This is a genomic window from Lentzea sokolovensis (assembly GCF_033949975.1).
GTDB lineage: Bacteria > Actinomycetota > Actinomycetes > Mycobacteriales > Pseudonocardiaceae > Lentzea > Lentzea sokolovensis.
This window is the reverse complement of record NZ_JAXAVU010000012.1, coordinates 77,954-98,098: the sequence shown is the minus strand read 5'-3', so window position 1 is coordinate 98,098 and position 20,145 is coordinate 77,954. Positions and strand designations below refer to the sequence as shown.

Genomic DNA, 20,145 nt, shown 5'->3' with positions numbered 1-20,145 from the left:
CCGTGCTGATGTCCGGAACCGAACTCGCGCGCGCCATCGTCGCGCGTGCGTCCGAGAAGGCCGCCGAGTACACGTTGCTCACCGGCCGCAAACCGTGCCTGGCCACCGTGATCGTCGGCGACGACCCGGCCTCCGTCACGTACGTGCGCATGAAGCAGAACCGGTGCCACAAGGCGGGACTCGAGTCCCGCCACGTGGCGTTGCCGGAGAGCACGACGACCGAGCAGTTGGTGGCGAAGATCCGCGAACTGTCGGACGATCCTGCGGTGCACGGCATCCTGCTGCAGCACCCGGTACCCGGCCACGTGGACGAGCGGGCCGCGTTCGAGGCGATCGCCCCGCACAAGGACGTCGACGGCGTCACGATGCATTCGTTCGCCGGGATGTCCTTCGGGCACAACGAGTTCGTGTCGTGCACGCCCGGCGGGATCATGCGCCTGCTGGACGCTTACGACGTGGAGATCGCAAGCAAACACGCGGTGGTGATCGGTCGCAGTCCGATCCTCGGCAAACCTGCCGCGATGCTGCTGCTCGCCCGCGACGCCACGGTCACGATCTGCCACTCGAAGACCGCGGGCCTGGCGGAAATCGTGCGTACGGCGGACATCGTGGTCGCCGCGGTGGGCAAGCCGCGGTTCGTCCAGGGGGACTGGATCAAACCCGGAGCCGTCGTGATCGACGCCGGATACAACGAGGGCAACGTCGGTGACGTCGACTTCGCGGCCGCTGCCCACGCGGGTCTGATCACACCGGTGCCCGGAGGCGTGGGCCCGACGACGATCGCGGTTCTGCTGGAACAGACCGTCGAGGCCTCGCTGCGGCAGCTGAACGCGTAATGTCGGGATTGTGGCTGAGTCCAAGGGTGAGCTGAACAAGGTCCAGCAGGGCATCGCCGATTACCTGCTGCGCGCCGGCGTAGACGGCTTCGGTCCGTTCAAGAGCGCCCGCGAGTCCGCGTCCGACGCGCTCGTGAAGAAGGGCGACGAGGTCGATGCGATCAAGCACCTCATTCGCACGCACGTCGCGCTGGCGGGTGCCCAGGGCTTCGTCACGAACCTCGGCGGCCTGATCACGCTTCCCGTGTCGCTGCCGTCCAACATCGCGGCCACTTACGTCATCCAGACGCACCTCATCGCGTCCATCGCGTCGTTGCGCGGCCACGACGTGGACAGCGATGAGGTGCAGATGGCCATCCTGCTGTGCCTGCTCGGCAACGCCGGAACCGAACTGTTCAAAAAGGTCGGCATCAAGCAGTTCACCAAGAAGGCCGCGTCGGCGCTCATCACAAAATACGGTACGAAGAAACTCGGCACCGTCGCGGCGAAGGGTGTTCCGGTGCTGGGCGGCGTGATCGGTGGGGGCATCGACGCCGCCTCTACCAGAGCGGTCGGCGCATTCGCAAATCGCTACTTCGCTCAGACGGACGCATTGCCGAAGGTCATCGACGGCGAGGTGCTGTCCGTGCAGATCGAGGAAGCCGACGGAAAGTCCGATTCGCGCTAGCTCAGCCGGTCCAGTGCGGAGCTGAACGCGTCCGACGGGATGAGCACACCACCGCTGAACGGATTCTGCAGCTGGTGGATCGCGAACAGCAGCAGCACCAGCGTAGAGGTCAGCGTGATGGTGATCAGCAGCTGTGAGGTCAGGGTCGGCCCGCGGAACAGGTACGGGAACAGCAGCGAGAGACCGGTGCCGATCAGCAGCGCGAGCCACACGACCGGGTTGACGCCGTTGTCCGCCGCGTCCAGGCGTTCCTGCCTGGCCTGGTAGACCTCCCACAGCTGGTTCGCCGCCTCGGCCTTGCGGTCCTGCTGCCAGTCGCCGTCCGGCGCCGCCGCCGCGATCGTGTCCCTGATCTGGTTCAACCTGGTCCAGCCCTCGTTGTCGACGGTCTCGCCGTCGCGCATGCGGGGCCATTCGTCGCGGACGACGGTCGACACGTAGTCGCGGATCAGGTCGTCGACCTTGGTCTTGGCCGGCTCGGGCAGCGAGTCCGAGGCCCAGTTGACGGCGACGAGGGAGTTGGCCTCCTTCTGCACCTGTTCCTCCGCGCCGTTGGCCGCGTCGAACAGGGAGATCAGGATGAAGGCGGCCAGCACCGCGTGCAGGCCGGCGACGATGCTGAACACCGATCCGCCCGCGCCGAGGTTCTTCTCGCCCACTTCCTCCGAGCCGAACCGGCGGGTGATGACGACGAGAACGGCGGAGATGACGGCGGCACCGAGAACCCAGAGCGTGCCGCTGAGGTAAATGCTCAATTCGGCTCCTTTCTGGTGTGGGATTAGACCACGGTCTACTGTGACCGGTACAGCACGGTCTGGTTAACGAGTAATGGTCAGGTGGGAATGCGCGGCAACAGCAGTGATACCCGGTTGTCGTATTGGGCTACTCCATTCCGGTGGCGGCGGAATATGCTCGCACTGGGTGGTGTCTCGTCCCTGTTGATGCTTTCCGCGCCGTTCACCAGCGCCGTTGCTCAAGCCGCACTCCCGAACTGTGACGCTTATCAAGTCCGTTCATCCCATCGTGGAGACTTCTCGACGTTCACGAAAGTGGACGTCTCATCCGGTGGGGTGACAGAAGTAGCCCGCCTGGACTACGCGCTGAACGCACTGGGGTACTCGGCGACGCTGGGCCGTCTGGTCGGTCTCACGTCCAAGGGACATCACTGGTGGAAGAACCCCTCGCACGTCGTGCTGATCGACACCAAGGGCGTGGTCAACGACCTCGGACCTGTTGACGCGCACTGGTTCCGCACCGACGACGTGTCGGCGGGAGCGGTCGTCGGCACCACGTTCTACGTGCGTGACACCGCCCGGCTGCACGCCATCGACATCGACCCGGCCAGCCCGTCGTACCTCAAGATCGTGCGGACCGTCGTGCTGGACTGGCCCGCTCTCACACTCGACGACTTCACCGCCGACCCGGCGACCGGCAAGCTGACCGGGGTGTCGGCCGCGGGCCGGGGACCGGGCGAGGTCGTGTCGTTCGATCCGGTGTCCGGGCGCGTCCAGAGCAGGACGGAGATCGCCGGTCTGCCCGGCAAGTCCACCTACGGCGCCGTGCTGATCGACGCCGCCGGCACCGTCTACGCGATCAACAACGGCTACAACGGTTACAGCCGCCTCTATCGCGTCACGGGCACCACGGCGGCAGAGCTCTCGACAGGTCCGCAGATGAGCCTGATCGACGCGGCGGGCTGCCTGCCGAACCCGATGCCGCCCCGCGTCGAACCTCCCGCCCCGCGCCCCGAGGTGCCGTTGCCCCCTGCGCCTCCCGCCCCTGGTGTTCCTCCTGCTCAGGCCCCGGTGGCCGTGCCGATTGTGCGGCCGCCGCCGGTCGCCACGACCACGCCGTCTTCCCTTGCGCCGCAACCGGTACCGGTCCGCGCCGCGCGTCAGAGGACCGAGCCCCGCCAGGAACTCGCGGCCGATCCCGAGACCACTCCGCTGACCAAGTCCCGCAAGTGGGCGGTGGTGACCGTCATCCTCGTGATGTTCGGCGCCGGAGCGGCAGCCGCTCGCGCACGAGGCTAGATCTCCGGATTAATTCGGTTGGCGTGCGACGACGGCGTCGCTAACGTTGCGGACATGCGCCTCATCTGATGAAGCCCCGCAGCGCTCTTGACGCTGCCCTCGCGACCTCGTCGTCGCACGCCTCTGGTGACCCATGAGCGGGTCCATCTCTCACGGCTGTTTTTCGCCGTGCCCTTTGCACGCCCTCTTCGCGAGGAGGCTTTCGCATGCCTGACACCACCCCACCCCAGCCCGAGCCGGGCAACCGTGCTGCGCGTCGTGCGCAGAAGCGGGGCAAGCAGGACCAGAACGCGCACTTTCAGCAGCCACAGCTGCGTGCCCCATTGGTCCAGCCGCGCCAGTTCGCGACCCGTCGCCGCGGAGGAACCGCGTAGCCGACGCCGAACCAGGCGCGACACCAGCAGGGGACGCGGTCGAACGAGCGCGTCCCCTGCTCTCTTCGTGGGTTCGATCTCCCGTTCTGTCCGGATCCGATCTAGCCTGAGTTGCTACCGGACCGACAGGATCGGAGGCGCCAGATGAGGATCGCTGACGTTTTGCGGGCCAAGGGAACAGCCGTCGCCACAATCGACCCGGACGTTCCGGTGTCCGAACTGCTCAGAGCGCTCGCCGAACACAACATCGGCGCGATCGTCGTCGTCGGTTCTTCCGGCGTGGCGGGGATCGTGTCGGAGCGCGACGTGGTGCGCCGACTGCACGAAGTGGGAATTGACCTGCTGTCTTCTCCTGTGTCGGCGATCATGACCGCCGACGTCTTCACCTGTTCGCCGTCGGACACGGTGGACAGCCTCACGGTCGTGATGACCGAGCGGCGCTTCCGGCACGTGCCCGTGCTGTCCGACGGGCAACTGGTCGGGATCGTCAGCATCGGCGACGTGGTGAAGAGCCGGATCGGGCAGCTCGAACAGTCGCAGGACCAGCTGCAGGCCTACATCGCCCAGGGCTGACCCGAGCCACTCACTACGCTGGATCGGGTGAAACCTTCTCCTGGCCGGCCCGGACTCGTCCCAGAACTGGTGGAGGTCGCACCAGGAGTCCACGCCTACATCCAGCCCGACGGGTCCTGGATGATCAACAACACCGGCGTCGTCGTCGGCTCCGACGACACGCTGCTGCTCGTGGACACCACGTCCACCGAGGCACGCAACCGCGCGTTGCTCGCCTCGGTGGCGTCGGTGTGCCCCGCCGAACCCCGCTACGTGATCAACACCCACCACCACGGCGACCACACCTTCGGCAACTGGCTGATGCCACCGTCCACCGTGATCGTCGGCCACGAGGCGTGCCGCGAAGAGGTGCTCGCCGCCGGTCTGATCGCCGCGCAGGTCCTGACCGGCCCGGACTACGGCCACCTCGAGGTCCGCCCGCCGTCGCTCACCTACGCCACGTCCCTGACCCTGCACCTGGGTACGCGTGTGGTCGAACTGCACCACCCCGGCCCGGCGCACACTCGCGGCGACACCGTCGTGTGGCTGCCCGCCGAGCGCGTCCTGTTCACCGGCGACCTGGTCTTCGCGGGCGGCCAGCCTTTCCTCGCCGAGGGCAGCATCCACGGCTACCTGTCCGCACTCGAGTTCCTGCGCTCGTTCGACGCCGCGGTGGTCGTCCCCGGTCACGGTCCGCTACTGCGAGGCCCCGAGATCAACCGCGTCCTGGACGACCTGGTCGCCTACACGACCTATCTCTCAGAACTCGCGACGTCCGGCCACGCCGCCGCCAAGACCCCGATGGAGGTCGTCCAAGAGGCAGGGGAGTCGCGCTTCTCGTCGTGGCAGGAGTCCGAGCGCCTGGTCGGCAACCTCCACCGCGCCTACCACGAACTGGACGGCAAGCCCCTCTCCGAACGCCTCGAACTCCCTCGTGTCTGGATGGACATGATGGAACTCCACGGCGGCCCCATCGCCTGCCACGCCTAGCTCCAACCAATATATCGCTCTCGCGACCCTGTCTGACCTGCCGTTTAGCAATGAGCCTTTGGACGATGAAGTCAAAAGACTCATTGCTAAGCCAGGTTTCACGTTCTAGACGGCCTGGTCGACGCCGGGCGGTTCGGGAACGTTCTCGGACTTCGTGCCTGCCGGCATCGCCCACATGAAGGCGCGCATCATCGCGTACTGGAACCTCAGACCGGTGCCGACGTCGCCGGACTCCATGACCTGCTTGAGCGCGGCGAGGATGCCCTTCCAAGTGGTGTCGACCTTGTCGAGCCGCTTGACGCCCTCGGGCCAGCCGGAGTTACGCAACGTGACACGCGTACCGCCATCGACCTCTTCGAGCTCCCAAGAGACGACGGTCCACGGGTCGTCGCGCATGGTGAGCCGCTGCGTGTGGGAGAGCAGCCGCGGCGGATCGACCTCGATGACGCGGCCGACGACGAAGACCCGCTTGCCGTCGGTCGACCGGTAGTACAACGGCGCGCCCGGCTCGAGCGCGGAGTCGAGAACCGCGTCCATCATGGCGCGCTGCTTGCCGTCGAGTTTGGTGATCTCCGCCCACACCTTCTCGATGGGCGCGGCGATCACGATGCTGTGCAACAGCTCGGTGCCGGGTTCAGCCAACATCCTCATCCTCCTGTTCAGCGCTCTCGACCGTGAACTTCAGACCGACCAGCGCCGCTGCCCAGTTCTCCTCGTAATGCGCGACCCACCGCTGGTGAATCTGCTGGATGGGCACGGGATTCAGGTGGTTGACCCGCTTCCGGCCCCGCGGCTCCACGAGCACCAGATCGGCCTCGCGAAGCACACCGAGGTGCTGCATGACAACGTGCCGGCTGGTCTCCAACTCCTCGACCAGCTCTCCCGTGGTGCGCGGTCCCGTGCGCAGGACGTCGAGGATCGCGCGCCTCAGCGGGTTCGCGAGGGCGCGCCAGACGGCGTCATCATCATGTGGCAACTTCATTACGTAAGATTTTTAACACCTAAGTGCACCCATGTCGAGCATCAGAACATCGACCTCAAGGCCTATAAGTTCGAGTGATGCTGCACGACGTCGCTGACGCCACGCACCGATATATCAGTCTGCTCGCTGTTGACCAGCGCGAACATGCGATTCGCGCGATCACGGACGATGACCTGAGGCACCGCTGGGCGTATACACCCGGTACTCGCTCTGGGCTCGCGCTCGGTGAACTCCGGCGAGACCAGCGCAAAGCGGTGCACGGCATGCTCGCGACCGTGCTCAGCCCACACGCCTACGCCCAAGCCGCAGCGGTGATGGCGTTGGAAGACGTGCTCGACCACCGCGAAGGCGGGCGCCGGGACCGGCACAGCGGCGACTTCTGGACCGTGCTCTTCGGCACGCCCGGCAGCGATGAGCCTTGGGGCTGGCGCGTCGAAGGACACCACCTGTCGGTGAACGTCGTCGTCGCCGACGGCCGTGTCTCCGCGACACCGTTCTTCCTCGGCGCGAACCCTGCGCGCGTTCTCTACCGGGGCCGCGTGGTCGGCCAGCCGCTGCGGCTGGAAGAGGAACTCGCCCGCGAACTCCTCGACCGCATGGGCCCGACCGCCCGTCGCCTGACCGTCGTCTCGGACACCGCGCCGCACGACATCCGAACCGGCAACGCGCCACGAATCAGCCCGTCTGAACCGGTCGGCGTGACCCCGGCCCAGCTCGGCAAACCCGCCGCGGAACTGCTCGTCGACATCGTCCGCCTCTACCTCGATCGGCTCGCGTACGAACTGGCCGACGAGGAGTTCGCCCAGATCGACCCAGAACGCCTGCACTTCTCGTGGGAGGGCTCGCTACGCCGAGGCGAGGGCCACTACTACCGCGTCCAGGGCCCGGAACTGCTCATCGAGTACGACAACACGGCCAACGAGGCCAATCACGTCCACACAGTGTGGCGTCGCCATTCAGGTGACTTCGGCGATGACCTGCTCGCGGCCCACTACGGCGCGTCACGGCACACTGTCGCTCGTGGAGTGGCCCAGAACGGTTGACCCGAGAATTGACGCCGCCGTAGCAACACAGGAGCGCCTGCGCACCCAGGTGATCACCACCAGTACCCCTGACCTGTGCATAGACACCGTGGCGGGCCTGGACGTCGGCTACCGTAGCAATGACACAGTTGCGGGCGTCTGCGTGGTGTTCGATGCAAAGACGCTGGTCGTCCTCGACGAGGTCGTCGTCGAGGACACGACGGACTTCCCATATATCGCCGGGCTCTTCGCGTTCCGCGAGATGCCCGTCCTGCTGCGCGCCCTCGATCAGGTGACCGTCGTGCCCGACCTGCTGGTCGCGGACGGTCAGGGCCTCGCGCACCCGCGCAGGTTCGGCCTGGCGTGCCATCTTGGCGTGCACACCGGCATCCCGAGCGTCGGCGTCGCCAAGAACGCGATGGGCGCGTTCGAGCAGCCAGGTCATGCCCGCGGGTCGATGAGCGACCTCGTCATGGACGGCGACAACGGCGACGAGGTCGTCGGCAGAGCACTGCGGACACAGGACGGTGTGAAACCCGTCTTCGTGTCGGTCGGCCACAAGATCGACCTGGACCGTGCGTGTGCCGAGGTGCTGCGCCTGGCTCCGCGCTACCGGCTGCCTGAGACGACCCGCCGCGCCGACACGCTCACGAAGCAGGCTGCTTCGTCGGGGTGAAGCTCAGCAGCACGAGCAGGATCGCCCCGCCGACCAGCGCGATGTCCGCGACGTTGCCGACGAACCAGCCGTTGTAGTCGATGAAGTCGACGACGTGCCCGCGCGCGAAGCCCGGCGGCCGGAACAGCCGGTCGAGCAGGTGCGTCGTCGCGCCGCCCAGCATCAAAGCGAGTGCGATCGCCCGCAGCCTCGACTGCGGCTGCATGCCGTACCGGGCGAGCATCACGACGGCGACGGCCGCGACGATGGTGAAGATCCACGTCGACCCCGCGCCGATCGAGAACGCGGCACCGGGGTTGTAGAGGAGCCTGAACTGCAGGAACTCCCCGAGAACGGGAATGGGCGCGCGGCCGGTCAGCGCGCTCTCGGCCCAGAACTTGGTGGCCTGGTCCAGCAGCAGCACGAGCACGGCGATGCCCATGACGAGTGGCACGCGGCGAGAGGTGGTGGTGTCCATTTGCGGACGAGCGTAGTTAAGAACACCGCCACTCGGCATCAGACCCTGGTCACTCCTTGAACGCGTCAACGTCGTCGACGCCTGCCGCAGCGAGAAACTCCTCCTCCAACGTCGCTGACCGCTCGTCGGTGTCATAGTCGACGCAGATGCGCCACCGTCCGTCTGTGCGTCGCGAATACGTGTGGAAGCGGCCGTAGAACGTGCGTCCGTCGCCGTCCGCGCGCGTCGACTCGAGTTGGAAGATGCCGCGCTCGCTCGCGATGTCGTTCGCCGCGACGCACTCGACGAACCGGAATGTGATGCTCACCGAGCTGCCGCGGTCAGCGAGCTCCGCGAACCACCGCTCCGTCTGGTCGGCGTACTCGGAGAACCCGAACACCTGTTTCGCCGGGCCGCCCGCGCGAATCAGGTCCGGCGAGTACAGGTCCAGGAACGCCGACGCGTCCAGCCGCCCGTAGGCGAGCCGGAACGGGTGCCAGACATCGTCGTTGAGCTGCCGCAACAGTGTGGTGTCCACGATCTCAGAACGTAGCCCGGAAGACTCCGGACAGAAGCGGATGTGCGTCAACGATCTTGCGAGCGATGCTGACGGAGTCGACGAGTGGATGCAACGCCACCGCCTTCACCGCGTGCGCACGCTCACCGCTGATGGCCGCTTTGATGGTGGCGCGTTCGACGACCTTGAGCGCGGTGACAAGTCCGACACCCTCGTCCGGCACCTGGCTGACTGACACCGGCCGCGCGCCGTTCGCGTCGACAAGGCTCGGCACCTCGACGATGGCGTCCGCGTCGAGACACGACAACGTCGTTCCGTTCGGCACGTTGAGGATCAGAGTGGCTCGCTGGTCGGATGTGATCGCGTGCATCAGGTCGAGGGCGACCCGCTCGTAGCCGCCGCCGTCGAGGTCGTCGCTGTCGCGTTCGTCGTCGCGGGTCTCGGCCATGTAGGTCTGCTCGCGTTCGAGACGGGTTCGCTCCCAGCTTTCCCACGAAGGCGCCGCGTAGAACTGTTTCTGCTGCTCCAGCAAGAACGCCCCGCGTGACGTGCCGGACTCCACCGCCTCACGCGTGAAGTAGTAGTAGTGCAGGTACTCGTTCGGGATAGCACCCAACATCCGCAGCCACTCCGCGCCGAAGAGTTTGCCTTCCTCGAACGACTCGAGCCGCTCGGCGTCGGCGAGCAGGTCTGGCAGCACATCGCGCCCACGCACGTGGACGCCCCTCAGCCAGCCGAGGTGGTTGAGGCCGGCGTAGTCGAGCCACGCGTCTTCGAGACTGGCGCCGACCGCCCGCGCGACCCGCTTGCCAAGCCCGACGGGGGAGTCGCAGATGCCGATGACGCGGTTGCCGAGGTGCGTCGACATCGCCTCTGTGACCATGCCGGCCGGGTTCGTGAAGTTGATGACCCACGCGTCCGGCGCTTGCACTGATATACGGCGCGCGATGTCGAGCGCGACGGGCACGGTACGCAGCCCGTATGCGACGCCGCCGGCGCCGACTGTCTCCTGCCCGAGCACACCGCAGCCCGCCGCGACGCTCTCGTCGGCCGCGCGTCCGTCCAGCCCGCCGACGCGGATCGCCGAGAACACGAAGTCCGCTCCGCGCAATGCCTCGTCTAGATCGGTCGACGTCGTCACGGCCGGCGCATCCGATATATCAGTCGCGAGTGAGGCGAGGACGCCACTGATCGCGGCGAGGCGGACGGAGTCCAGATCGTGCAGCACGACCTGGGTCACGCGCCTGGGCGAGCGATCGGCGAGCAGTGCGCGATAGACGAGCGGCACTCGGAAGCCGCCTCCGCCCAGGATGACCAGCTTCATGCCTTGACCACGTCCTCGGGGATCTCTCCTGCAGTGCGAGCCGCTTCGCTGAATCTTACATTTTCAGGTGCGGTGGACGACGAATTGCCGGAGCGTCGGCCGTTGGACTACGGGGGCTTCGCGGTCAGCGCTGACTCATCGGTCTGCGCAATGGGACTGGAGAGTCGGCTGTCGCTCGGCAGGCTTGCTGACCTGCGCGGATCAACTTCGTCGCGGGATCTCACGAAGGGTTCCACGCGCGACTGAAGTGTGATAAAAAGAATGGCTTTGCATTTTCGGAATGAATTTTCCGGGAAGACAGAATTATTGTATCACAGGGGGCAAGGTGTTGGCGAGCGAACAGGCACGGATCACCTCTCTGTATGAAAAGCTCGACAAAGAACGGAACAAAGCGGCCACCGACCTCGCGGCCGCGCTGCGGGACACCGTTACCCAGCGACTGGACCGCGAGGCGTCCATCGAGCTGCTGACCAGGGAAGTGGGGAAGTACCGCGCGGCGGAGGAGGGGTTGTGCTTCGGCCGCATCGACTCGGAGAAAGGCGACTGCACCTACATCGGACGCGTCGGGTTGTTCGACGACGACTTCGAACCGCTGCTGCTGGATTGGCGCGCACCGGCCGCGCGGCCGTTCTACACCGCGACCGCCGCGAACCCGGAAGGTGTCGTACTGCGGAGGCACTTCCGCGTTCGTGACCGAGAGCTGTGCGACTTCCACGACGACGAACTGCTGACCGACACGACCGCGCTGCTCGACGCCCTCAACGCGCCGCGGACCGCGACGATGCGCGACATCGTCTCGACGATCCAGGCCGAACAGGACGAGATCATCCGCTACTCGGGCCCCGGCGTGCTGGTGATCGAAGGCGGTCCTGGCACCGGCAAGACCGCTGTGGCCCTGCATCGCGTGGCATACCTGCTGTATACGCGCCGTGAACGCCTGTCGCGGCATGGCGTGCTGATCGTCGGTCCGAACACCGGTTTCCTCCGCTACGTCGGCGACGTCCTGCCGTCGCTGGGGGAGACCGACGTCGTGTTCGCCACGCCCGGCGAGCTGTACCCCGGCTTCGTGACCGACCTCGAGGACTCACCGTCGTTGCAACGGATGAAAGGCGATATATCAGTTCTGGACCTGCTGGCAGTCGCTGTCGCAGATCGGCAGGAGCTTCCCGACGAACCCGTCGAGATCGAGCTGGAAGACGTGATCGTCCCGCTCGACGCGCACATCGCCGCCCTCGCACGAGAGAAGACCCGCTACTACGGCCTGCCGCACAACGCCGCCCGCAAGTACTTCTTCCTCGCGCTCGCCGAGGAACTCGTCGCGCCGGCGTTGCGGCTGATCGGGGTCGACTGGCCGGAGATCGAGGAGGACGTCCGCCACGAACTTCGCCACAGCTCCGCGCTGCGCGACGTCGTCGACAGGCTGTGGCCGCTGCTCACGCCAGAGCAGTTGCTCGCCGACCTGTACGCAGGCCGCTGTTTCCGGATCGGCGCACCGGAGCTGTATCGACCCGACGCCGAAGCGTGGACGGTGTCCGACGTGCCGCTACTGGACGAGCTCGCCGACCTGCTCGGGTCCGATGGCACCGCGGAACGTGAGGCCAGGCGAGAGGAGGAAGAACAGGTCGACTACGCGCGGGGCGTCATGGACGTCCTGTCGATCGACAGGCGCGCGGACTCCGACGAGTACATCGTCACGGACTTCGTCAACGCCGAGGTGCTGGCAGCCCGGCACGAGGTTCGCGACCAGCGCACTCTCGCCGAACGCGCCGCCGGCGACCGCACGTGGACCTACGGCCACGTCGTCGTGGACGAAGCGCAGGAACTGTCCGCAATGGACTGGCGAGTGCTGCTGCGCCGATGCCCCAACAGGTCCATGACCGTCGTCGGTGACCTGGCCCAGCGCCAGGCGGCGGGCGGTGTCCGGAGCTGGGGGTCGGTGTTCGACCGGTTCGCCTACCGCCGGCTGGAGGTCAACTACCGGACGCCCGCCGAGATCATGGCCGTCGCCACCCCGGTTCTGAAGCTCGTCGACCCCGACGTGTCGGCGCCGGTGTCGGTGCGTACGTCCGGCGTGCGTCCGTGGGCTCGTCGCGTGACTGATATATCGGCCGCTGTGCGCGACGAACTCGACGCGCACGCCAGCGCATGCAACGAGCGCACCATCGCTGTCATCGGAGAAGGCTGGATGCCGCCGCGCGCGTCAAAGGGGCTGGAGTTCGACGTCGTCCTCGTCGTCGAACCGCACCGCATGTCGCCCAGCGAGCTGTACGTGGCGCTGACGAGGGCGACACAGAGGCTCGGCGTCCTGCACACCGAACCGTTGCCACGTCACCTAAGAGGTCTCCTCTGAGACCCACGCCAGGTAGTCGTCGTTACCTCCGGTCACGGGGGTGACGACGACCTCGGGCACGTCATAGGTGTGATGCGCCTTGATGTGCGCGACGAGGTCGTCGGCGCGGATGGCGGACGTCTTCACGACGCACTGCCACTCCGCGTCGACGCGCACCTCGCCGTCCCACCGGTAGACGCTGCGGATCGGCACGATCTGCACGCACGCGCCGAGCCGTGCCTCGATCACGCCCTTCGCCAGCGACTCCGCGGCCTCGGCGGAATCGACCGTCGTCGTCACCACTCTCACATCGCTCACAGCGCGTCGATCTCCTTCAACAACTGGTCCTTCAGTTCGTCCGGCGCGTACGACGCCCGCACCGCCACCCGTGCGAGGCCGGCGAGCTCGTCGCGACCGAACCCGAACCGCTCGTGGCACAGCAGGTACTCGCGGTCGAGGTCGGTGTGGAACATGCCGGGGTCGTCGGTGCTGATCGTCACCGGCACTCCAGCGTCCATGAGCCTCGGCAACGGGTGCTCGTCCAATGACTTCACCGCGCCCGTGCGGATGTTCGAAGTCGGGCACACCTCTACTACCACGCCCTCGTCGGCGAGGTGCCGCACCAGCTCGGGATCCTGCACAGCGCTGACCCCGTGCCCGATCCGTTCGGCGCGCAGATCGCGCAGCGCGGCCCAGATCTCGCTGGGCGGCGTCGTCTCGCCGGCGTGCGGCACCATGCGCAGCCCGGCGTCGCGTGCCATCGCGAACGCCTCGCGGAAGTTCGACCTCGGCGAGTCCGACTCGAATCCGCCCAGCCCGAACCCGACCAGCCCGTCGGGCCGGTGCTCGGTCGCGAACCTTGCACTCGTCATGCCCCAGTCGCGGTCCCAGACTCCGGGAACATCGAAGATCCACTGCAACGCCACACCGTGCACGGCGAGCGCTTCGTCGCGGCCGGCGTGCAACGCCTCGACGAGTTCGTCGGGCGCGATGCCCGCCCGCAGGTGGCTGGTCGCGCTGATCGTCAGTTCCGCATATCGGATATTGGTCCGTGCGGCGTCACGCGCGTATCCGACGATGAGTGTGCGGATGTCCTCGCCGGTGGTGACGAGGTCGTTGACGATGCCGTACACGTTGATGAAGTGCCGGAAGTCTCTGAACTCGTAGAACTTCCGCAATGCGTCCTCATCGGCCGGCACCCGTCCGCCGGGGTGGTTGCGGGCGAGCGCTAGGACGGTGTCGACGGAAGCCGCGCCCACGAGGTGGACGTGCAGCTCGGCCTTCGGCAACGCGTGGACGAAGTCAGAAATGTGCACGGTCCATGCTCTCAGGTCAAGGGCCGTTCGACGGGTGACATGTCTTGCAGTCAAAGGAGAGGGTGCAGGCGAATCCCTGTCTCTGGCTTCCGCATTGGGGGTGCCTCGTGAGGGGCGCACGAAGAGTTGCACTGCTGACAGCGGTGCTGGTTCTGCCATTCCTGCCCGCGACGGCCCAAGCCGCCGAGGGGCCGGTGTTCTCCGACGGCGAGGCGCAACCCGTCTTCGATCCGAAGGACGTGGTGAAGGAGAGCCTCTGGGTCCGGGCGCCGGTCGACAGCGACCGCGACGGCAAGGACGACGAGGTCTACACCGAAGTCGTCCGGCCACGTGCCACCGAACGGGGTCTCAAAGTCCCCGTCGTCTACATGGTCAGCCCGTACTTCTCGGGCGGCAACGACGTCGCCAACCACAACGTCGACGTCGAGCTGTACGTGCCTGACAAGCGCGACGGCCGATTGCTGAAGTCCTCCTCCGACGAACGCATCACCGCCGCCCTCGGGCCCAACCCGATCACCTCGGGCCGTTACGAGGCCTACTTCATCGCGCGCGGATACGCCGTCGTCTACGCCGAATCGCTTGGCACCGGCAAGTCGACGGGATGCCCGACGACGGGCGACGTCAACGAGACGATCGGCGCGCGGGTCGTTGTGGACTGGCTCAACGGCCGTGCGACCGCACGCACCGCCACGGGCGAAGCCATCAAGGCGACCTGGTCGACCGGTAAGACCGGAATGATGGGCGTGTCCTACAACGGAACACTGCCCAACGCCGTCGCCTCCACCGGCGTGCGCGGCCTCGAAGCCATCGTGCCCATCGCCGCGATCTCCAGCTGGTACGACTACTACCGCGCGGACGGCGCCGTCGTCGCACCCGGCACGTTCCAGGGTGAGGACGCCGACGTGCTCGCCGAGTACGTGTACACGCGCGCGGACCGGGAGATCTGCAAGCCGATCATCGCCGAGATCGCCAAGGACCAGGACCGCATCACCGGTGACTACAGCCGGTTCTGGGACGACCGCAACTACCTGAACGACGTCCGCAAGGTCCGTGCGGCCGTGCTGGCGGTGCACGGGCTCAACGACTGGAACGTCAAGATGACGCACGTCGAGCAGTGGTACTCGGCGTTGAAGAAGGTCGGTGCGCCGCACAAGATCTGGCTGCACCAGTCCGGTCACACCGACGCCGACACGCTGCGTTCGGTCGAGTGGCGGCGCACGCTGAACCGCTGGTTCACCCAGTACCTCTGGGGTCACCGCAACGGCGTCGACAAGGAGCCGAAGGCGACCCTGCAGCGCGAGGACAAGACGTGGGTCGACGAGAAGGACTGGCCGGCTCCCGGCACGTCCGACGTGAAGCTGCGTCTGTCCGCGGGCGGATCCGCCAAGGGCGGACTCGGAATTCTGCCCGGTCGCGGCGTCGAGAAGCTCACCGACGACGCGACGAAGACGGCTGAGTCGCTGATCGACCTGGCGACCTCGCCGAACCGGCTCTCCTACACCTCGGAGGCGGCGAAGAAGCCGCTGCGGTTGTCGGGCAAGTCGACGGCGAACCTGAGGGTCGCGTTCGACCGGCCCGCGGCGAACGTGACGACTCTGCTCGTCGACCGCGCGCCGGACGGCCGGTCGCACGTCATCACGCGCGGCTCGACCGACCCGCAGAACAGGGAGCGGCCCGACAAGACGTCGCCGATCAAGCCCGGCAAGTTCTACGACGTCGAGGTGCCGATCGTGCCGGACGACTACGTCCTGCAGACCGGTCACCGGCTCGAGCTCGTCGTGATCTCCAGCGACTACGACTACACGCTGCGCCCGCAACCGGGTGCCGGCCTGTCGCTGGACCTCACCCGGACGTCGGTGGAACTGCCTGTCGTCGGTGGCTGGCGCACCGTGTTCCAGACGTTCTGAGGTGGTGCCGCGCTTCGGTCTTCCAAGGCCGAAGCGCGGCAACCTAGCACCCACCCCCGACAAAAGCCCGCTCCCGAGTGCCCCAAGATCTCAACTTGTCCACAACCGCCGAGTTGTCCACAACCTCGCGGCCGACCCGGCTCACCACCAGGTCCCACCCTCCACAGTGGGCCCATGCCCTCAGCCCTCTCGAAGCCGATCCGCGTCCGCGAAGCCGGCGATCTCTACGCCGCGATCCCGCACCTGATGGGGTTCCACCCGGCCGACTCGCTCGTCGTGCTGGTGCTGAAAGACCATCTGGTCAGCATGACCATGCGCGTCGACCTTCCCCGCCCGCGACATAGAGGCCTTCTCGCGGCCCAACTGGAAGGTCCGCTGCAGGAACAGGGCGCGACGGAAGTGATCCTCGTGGTCGTGTGCCCGCCGTCTGAGCACATGCCCGAAGAACTGCCGCACGAGCCACTGGTCACCACGCTCAAACTCGAACTGGGCGGCGTGGGCATCGAAGTCGTCGAGGCGGTGTGGCTGCCGTCGTGCCAGAAGGACGCGCGATGGCTCTGCTATCTCGACATCGACTGCCACGGCACACTGCCGGATCCCCAGCTGTCCGCGATGGCCGCCGCGTCGGCGCACGAGGGCAACGTGACGTTCGAGTCGCGTGCCGCCATGGCCGCGATCGCCGCGCTGGATCCACCCGAGGCGCTGGAACGCAGATCCTCGTTGCTCGACGAACTCGTGACGACCTCGTACGACCCTGACCCGAGGCCCGAGCTGCGTCGGGTGAGTGAGGCGATCGACGCCGTGGAGCACCGCAAAGGATCGTTGCCGGACAAAGAGATCGTCGCTCTGGCGAGAGCGCTGTCAGTGCCTGAGGTGCGCGACGCGAGCATGGGGTTCGCGGCGCAGCCCCGGTCCCGGCTGGCTGAACGCCTGTGGCTCGAACTCACCAGGGCCAGCCCGGCACCGGAACGAGCGGAGCCCGCCTGCCTGCTCGCGTTCTATGCCTACCAGCGTGGCGACGGTGGGATCGCGTCCATCGCGCTCGACGCGGCCGAGGAGGCATGTCCCGGCCATGCGCTGAGCAAGCTCATCCGCGCCGCCGTCGGCGCCGCGTTCCCACCATCGGAGATGCGGGCGCTGTCCGCCAAGTACCTGGACAGCGCCCGTGAGCTGCTCGCCGGAGCTCAGAGCAGTTCGGGTCGCTCCCAGTCCTGATCCAGGACGTGCTCGGCCAGGAACGCCCACACCGTCTCGTACCAGACCCGAGAGTTCCCGGGGGTGAGGATCCAGTGGTTTTCGGTTGGGTAGTAAAGGTATTTCGCGGTGACTCCGTGCCGGACGAGGTCGAAGTACAGGCGATGCCCCTCACCGATGGGAACCCGATAGTCCTTGTCCCCGTGGATGACGAGCATCGGGGTCTTGATGTCTGCCACCCGCAGGTGCGGGGAGTTGGCCAGGATCCGCTCCGGCTGGGTGAGGGGATCGCCCATCTCCCGCATCCAGAAGTAGGAGCTGTCGGTGCCGCCGGAGAAGGCGTCGAGGTGCCACAGGGACGCGTGGGTGACGATCGCGCGGAACCGGTCGGTCTGGGTGGCGATCCAGTTGGCCATGTAGCCGCCGAACGACCCGCCCATCGCGGCAGTCCGGGAAGCGTCGATGTCGGCTCGCTCGACGGCGACGTCCGTGATGGCCATGAGGTCGGTGTAGGGCTCGGCGCCCCAACGACCCCAGCCGGCCTTGATGAAGTCCGGCCCGTACCCGGTCGACAGGGCGGGGTCGGGCAGCAGGATGGCGTAGCCGCGCGCGGCCATCAGCCACGGGTTCCAGCGCCAGGTCCAGCCGTTCCAGCTCATGACCGGACCGCCGTGGACCCACAGGACCAGCGGCGCGGGCGAGTCGGCGGAGGCGCCTTCCGGCAGCACCAGCCAGGAACGGACGGTCCTGCCGTCGGCGACGACCGTGGAGATCTCGGTGAGGGTGCCGGGCACCGAACCGAGGGCACCGGGCGCACGCAGCCGTTCCGGATCCTGGTCGGCTCCGGTGGCGGCGAACCGCACGGGCTGCGGCGGATGGTCGACCGAGTTGCGCAGCGCGTACAGCGTCTGGCTGTCCGGGCTCACGACCAGATCGCTGTAGTAACCGGAGACCGTCAACTTCGTGATCTCGCCGCTCGCCAGGTCGAGCCGCCACAGTGGCTGGTGCCCGAGAAGGCTCGCGGTGAAGAAGACCGCCGACCCGTCCGGGCTCACCACCGGGTGGTCCGGCTCCTCCTGGAAGTCGGGTGCCAGTGGCGTGATCGAGTCGTCCGCCAGGTCGATGCGCACCAGGTCGCGCCGGTATGGGGAGTCCGGAGTGGACTCGCGGAACCGGATCGCGATCACGGCGGCGGAGTCCGGCGTGAACGTGGGGCTGTGGAAGGAGAAACCGTCCTCGGAGGCGATGACCCGGGAGGTGCCGTCGGTCGTGGCCACGACCCGAAGCTCGATCCTGCGGCCGTAGGCGGCGCTGACGTCCACGGCGTGGCCGTGAACCGCCCACTTCCCGTCTGGACTGAGCGCGACGTCCTCGTCGCTGAGCCGGCTTTCGGAGTCTTCGCTGAGGGCGGTGACCTTCTCGGCGCTGACGTCCGCGACAGGAGCCGCGAACAGTCGCGGGTAGGCGGGACCGAGGTCCGCGTCCCAGTACCTGATCGGGTACGACTCGTGCAGGATCGCCGTCACGCCGGCGTCCTCGCGGGCCTTGCGCTTGGCGTTGTCGCCGTCGCCGAACTCCGTGAAGCGGTACGCCGACGACGTGAACAGCACCGTCTCGCCGGCGGCGCGCACCTGACCGACTCCGCCACCGGGCCGCAGCACCTCGGCGGCCTCACCGTGGACGGGAAGCCGCCACAGCGCCTTCTTGTCCTTGGCCTCGCCAGGCTTCGCGAGCGGGTCCGGGCGAGCCGACAGGAACAGCAGCGATCCGTCCGGTGCGAACACGGGGGAGGAGTCGCCCTTGGCGGAGCGGGTGAGCCGGACGGCTTCCCGCTCCCCGGTGGGATCGACCTCCCAGAGAGCGCCCTGCCACGTCTTGCCGTCCGCGGCGAGCGTGGACACGACCGTGACGAGCCGGGTGCCGTCCGGGGACAGCGCGAGCGACGCGAGCCGCGGGGTGGCGTTGTAGCTCTCGAAGGAGGCGAAGTCGGTCATCCCGGCTCAGGCCTCGTGACGGGCGCGGGTGAACTCCCACGCGTCGCGGACGATGCCGGTGATGTCCGCGCGCTCGGGCTTCCAGCCGAGGTCGGTGCGTGCCCGCTCGGCGGAGGCCACGAGGACGGCCGGGTCGCCGGCGCGCCTGGGGGCGACGACGGCGGGGATCGGGTGGCCGGTGACCTCGCGGCAGGTGTCGATGACCTGCTTGACCGAGAAGCCGGTGCCGTTGCCCAGGTTGTAGATCCGGTGCTCGCCGGCGGTGGCGTGCTCGAGCGCGAGGAGGTGAGCGTCCGCGAGGTCCGTGACGTGGATGTAGTCGCGGACGCAGGTGCCGTCCTCGGTGGGCCAGTCCTCGCCGTAGATCGAGATGTGCTCACGCTGCCCGAGCGCGACCTGGAGCACGAGCGGGATCAGGTGGGTCTCGGTCGCGTGCCGCTCGCCGATGCTGCCGTAGGCGCCGGCGACGTTGAAGTACCGAAGGCTCGTCGCCGCCAGGCCGTGCGCGGCCGCGTACGACGTGATCGCGTGGTCGATGGCCAGCTTGGTGGCGCCGTAGGTGTTGGTGGGCGCGGTGGGCGCGGTCTCGGGGATCGGCACCTCCCTCGGCTCGCCGTACGTCGCGGCAGTCGAGGAGAAGACGAGCTTCGGCGTGCCGTGATCCTTCATCGCGTCGAGCAGACGAATCGCCGTCAGGACGTTACCCGTCCAATACTTGCCGGGGTCCTGCATGGACTCGCCGACGAGGGACTTCGCCGCGAAGTGCAGAACTCCGTCGAACCCTTCCGCGAGGACATCGCCGATCACCTCGGCGATGTCGCCCTTGATGAAGCGCGCTCCCGCGGGGACGGCGTCCTCGTGTCCGGTCGAGAGGTCGTCGAGGACGACCACCTCGTGTCCGCCTTCGAGCAGCCTGGCGGCGCACACGCTGCCGACGTATCCGGCCCCGCCCGTGACGAGCAGCTTCACCACAGTCCTCGCATTCCTGGTCAAGAT

The 20,145-nt window shown here is 67.3% G+C and carries 20 protein-coding genes; 10 read left to right on the top strand and 10 right to left on the bottom strand.

The features are described 5' to 3' along the window. Positions 1-8: 8 nt before the first annotated feature. Positions 9-836 carry a bifunctional 5,10-methylenetetrahydrofolate dehydrogenase/5,10-methenyltetrahydrofolate cyclohydrolase gene (locus SK854_RS29015; RefSeq protein ID WP_319978676.1) on the top strand — a complete coding sequence of 276 codons (828 nt, stop codon included), beginning with the start codon at positions 9-11 and terminating at the stop codon, positions 834-836. A 10-nt stretch (positions 837-846) separates the two neighbouring features. Further along, a complete protein-coding gene (locus SK854_RS29010; protein ID WP_319978296.1) occupies positions 847-1,503 on the top strand; it encodes an EcsC family protein in 657 nt (218 codons plus the stop codon). Here the strand turns inward: SK854_RS29010 and SK854_RS29005 are convergent. Further along, a complete protein-coding gene (locus tag SK854_RS29005; protein WP_319978295.1) occupies positions 1,500-2,258 on the bottom strand; it encodes a bestrophin-like domain in 759 nt (252 codons plus the stop codon). The genes SK854_RS29010 and SK854_RS29005 overlap by 4 nt on opposite strands. 315 nt (positions 2,259-2,573) lie before the next feature. Here SK854_RS29005 and SK854_RS29000 point away from each other — a divergent pair, with 315 nt between their 5' ends. The 3 genes from SK854_RS29000 (at position 2,574) to SK854_RS28990 (ending at position 5,452) form a co-directional block, all read left to right on the top strand. Then, a complete protein-coding gene (locus tag SK854_RS29000; protein ID WP_319978294.1) occupies positions 2,574-3,536 on the top strand; it encodes a DUF6923 family protein in 963 nt (320 codons plus the stop codon). 518 nt (positions 3,537-4,054) lie between these two features. Further along, positions 4,055-4,483 carry a CBS domain-containing protein gene (locus SK854_RS28995; RefSeq protein ID WP_319978293.1) on the top strand — a complete coding sequence of 143 codons (429 nt, stop codon included), beginning with the start codon at positions 4,055-4,057 and terminating at the stop codon, positions 4,481-4,483. A gap of 27 nt (positions 4,484-4,510) precedes the next feature. Further along, the gene (locus SK854_RS28990) at positions 4,511-5,452 is read left to right on the top strand and encodes an MBL fold metallo-hydrolase (protein WP_319978292.1); all 942 of its coding nucleotides are present in this window, start codon (positions 4,511-4,513) and stop codon (positions 5,450-5,452) included. A 105-nt stretch (positions 5,453-5,557) separates the two neighbouring features. Here SK854_RS28990 and SK854_RS28985 read toward each other — a convergent pair whose 3' ends face one another. Both SK854_RS28985 and SK854_RS28980 read right to left on the bottom strand, forming a co-directional pair. Continuing rightward, positions 5,558-6,097, bottom strand: a complete 540-nt coding sequence (locus SK854_RS28985; RefSeq protein WP_319978291.1) for an SRPBCC domain-containing protein — start codon at positions 6,095-6,097, stop codon at positions 5,558-5,560. Continuing rightward, the gene (locus SK854_RS28980) at positions 6,087-6,434 is read right to left on the bottom strand and encodes an ArsR/SmtB family transcription factor (RefSeq protein WP_319978290.1); all 348 of its coding nucleotides are present in this window, start codon (positions 6,432-6,434) and stop codon (positions 6,087-6,089) included. The genes SK854_RS28985 and SK854_RS28980 overlap by 11 nt, the downstream gene beginning before the upstream one ends. Positions 6,435-6,511: 77 nt before the next feature. Between SK854_RS28980 and SK854_RS28975 the strand changes: the two genes are divergently transcribed. Together SK854_RS28975 and SK854_RS28970 are read left to right on the top strand one after the other, a co-directional pair. Further along, positions 6,512-7,477 (top strand): DUF3500 domain-containing protein, encoded by a 966-nt coding sequence (locus SK854_RS28975; protein ID WP_319978289.1) that lies wholly within the window; start codon positions 6,512-6,514, stop codon positions 7,475-7,477. Continuing rightward, positions 7,407-8,132, top strand: a complete 726-nt coding sequence (locus tag SK854_RS28970) for an endonuclease V (protein ID WP_319978287.1) — start codon at positions 7,407-7,409, stop codon at positions 8,130-8,132. The genes SK854_RS28975 and SK854_RS28970 overlap by 71 nt, the downstream gene beginning before the upstream one ends. Here the strand turns inward: SK854_RS28970 and lspA are convergent. The 3 genes from lspA to SK854_RS28955 are packed head-to-tail and all read right to left on the bottom strand — an operon-like array spanning position 8,104 to position 10,409. Further along, a complete protein-coding gene (gene lspA / locus SK854_RS28965) occupies positions 8,104-8,589 on the bottom strand; it encodes a signal peptidase II (protein WP_319978286.1) in 486 nt (161 codons plus the stop codon). The two genes, SK854_RS28970 and lspA, sit on opposite strands and share 29 nt — an antisense overlap. 49 nt (positions 8,590-8,638) lie before the next feature. After that, the gene (locus SK854_RS28960) at positions 8,639-9,106 is read right to left on the bottom strand and encodes a YybH family protein (RefSeq protein ID WP_319978285.1); all 468 of its coding nucleotides are present in this window, start codon (positions 9,104-9,106) and stop codon (positions 8,639-8,641) included. 4 nt (positions 9,107-9,110) lie between these two features. Then, on the bottom strand, positions 9,111-10,409 hold the full coding sequence (locus SK854_RS28955) for a 6-phospho-beta-glucosidase (protein WP_319978284.1): 1,299 nt from the start codon (positions 10,407-10,409) through the stop codon (positions 9,111-9,113). Positions 10,410-10,734: 325 nt separating this feature from the next. On the opposite strand from SK854_RS28955, the gene SK854_RS28950 reads away from it, so the two are divergent. Beyond that, positions 10,735-12,759 carry a helicase gene (locus SK854_RS28950; protein WP_319978283.1) on the top strand — a complete coding sequence of 675 codons (2,025 nt, stop codon included), beginning with the start codon at positions 10,735-10,737 and terminating at the stop codon, positions 12,757-12,759. Here SK854_RS28950 and cutA read toward each other — a convergent pair. Further along, positions 12,742-13,056, bottom strand: coding sequence for a divalent-cation tolerance protein CutA (gene cutA, locus SK854_RS28945; RefSeq protein WP_319978282.1), 315 nt, complete (start codon positions 13,054-13,056; stop codon positions 12,742-12,744). The two genes, SK854_RS28950 and cutA, sit on opposite strands and share 18 nt — an antisense overlap. Further along, entirely contained in the window at positions 13,053-14,054 is a 1,002-nt protein-coding gene (gene add / locus SK854_RS28940) for an adenosine deaminase (protein WP_319978280.1), read from the bottom strand. The genes cutA and add overlap by 4 nt, the downstream gene beginning before the upstream one ends. A 107-nt stretch (positions 14,055-14,161) precedes the next feature. On the opposite strand from add, the gene SK854_RS28935 reads away from it, so the two are divergent. Continuing rightward, positions 14,162-15,961, top strand: coding sequence for a Xaa-Pro dipeptidyl-peptidase (locus SK854_RS28935; RefSeq protein ID WP_319978279.1), 1,800 nt, complete (start codon positions 14,162-14,164; stop codon positions 15,959-15,961). Positions 15,962-16,135: 174 nt separating this feature from the next. After that, complete coding sequence (locus SK854_RS28930; protein ID WP_319978278.1) at positions 16,136-17,176, top strand: DUF4192 domain-containing protein; 1,041 nt, start codon at positions 16,136-16,138, stop codon at positions 17,174-17,176. Here the strand turns inward: SK854_RS28930 and SK854_RS28925 are convergent. Beyond that, entirely contained in the window at positions 17,146-19,149 is a 2,004-nt protein-coding gene (locus SK854_RS28925) for a S9 family peptidase (RefSeq protein WP_319978277.1), read from the bottom strand. The genes SK854_RS28930 and SK854_RS28925 overlap by 31 nt on opposite strands. 6 nt (positions 19,150-19,155) lie before the next feature. Beyond that, positions 19,156-20,118, bottom strand: a complete 963-nt coding sequence (galE, locus tag SK854_RS28920; protein WP_319978276.1) for a UDP-glucose 4-epimerase GalE — start codon at positions 20,116-20,118, stop codon at positions 19,156-19,158. Positions 20,119-20,145: the final 27 nt, after the last annotated feature.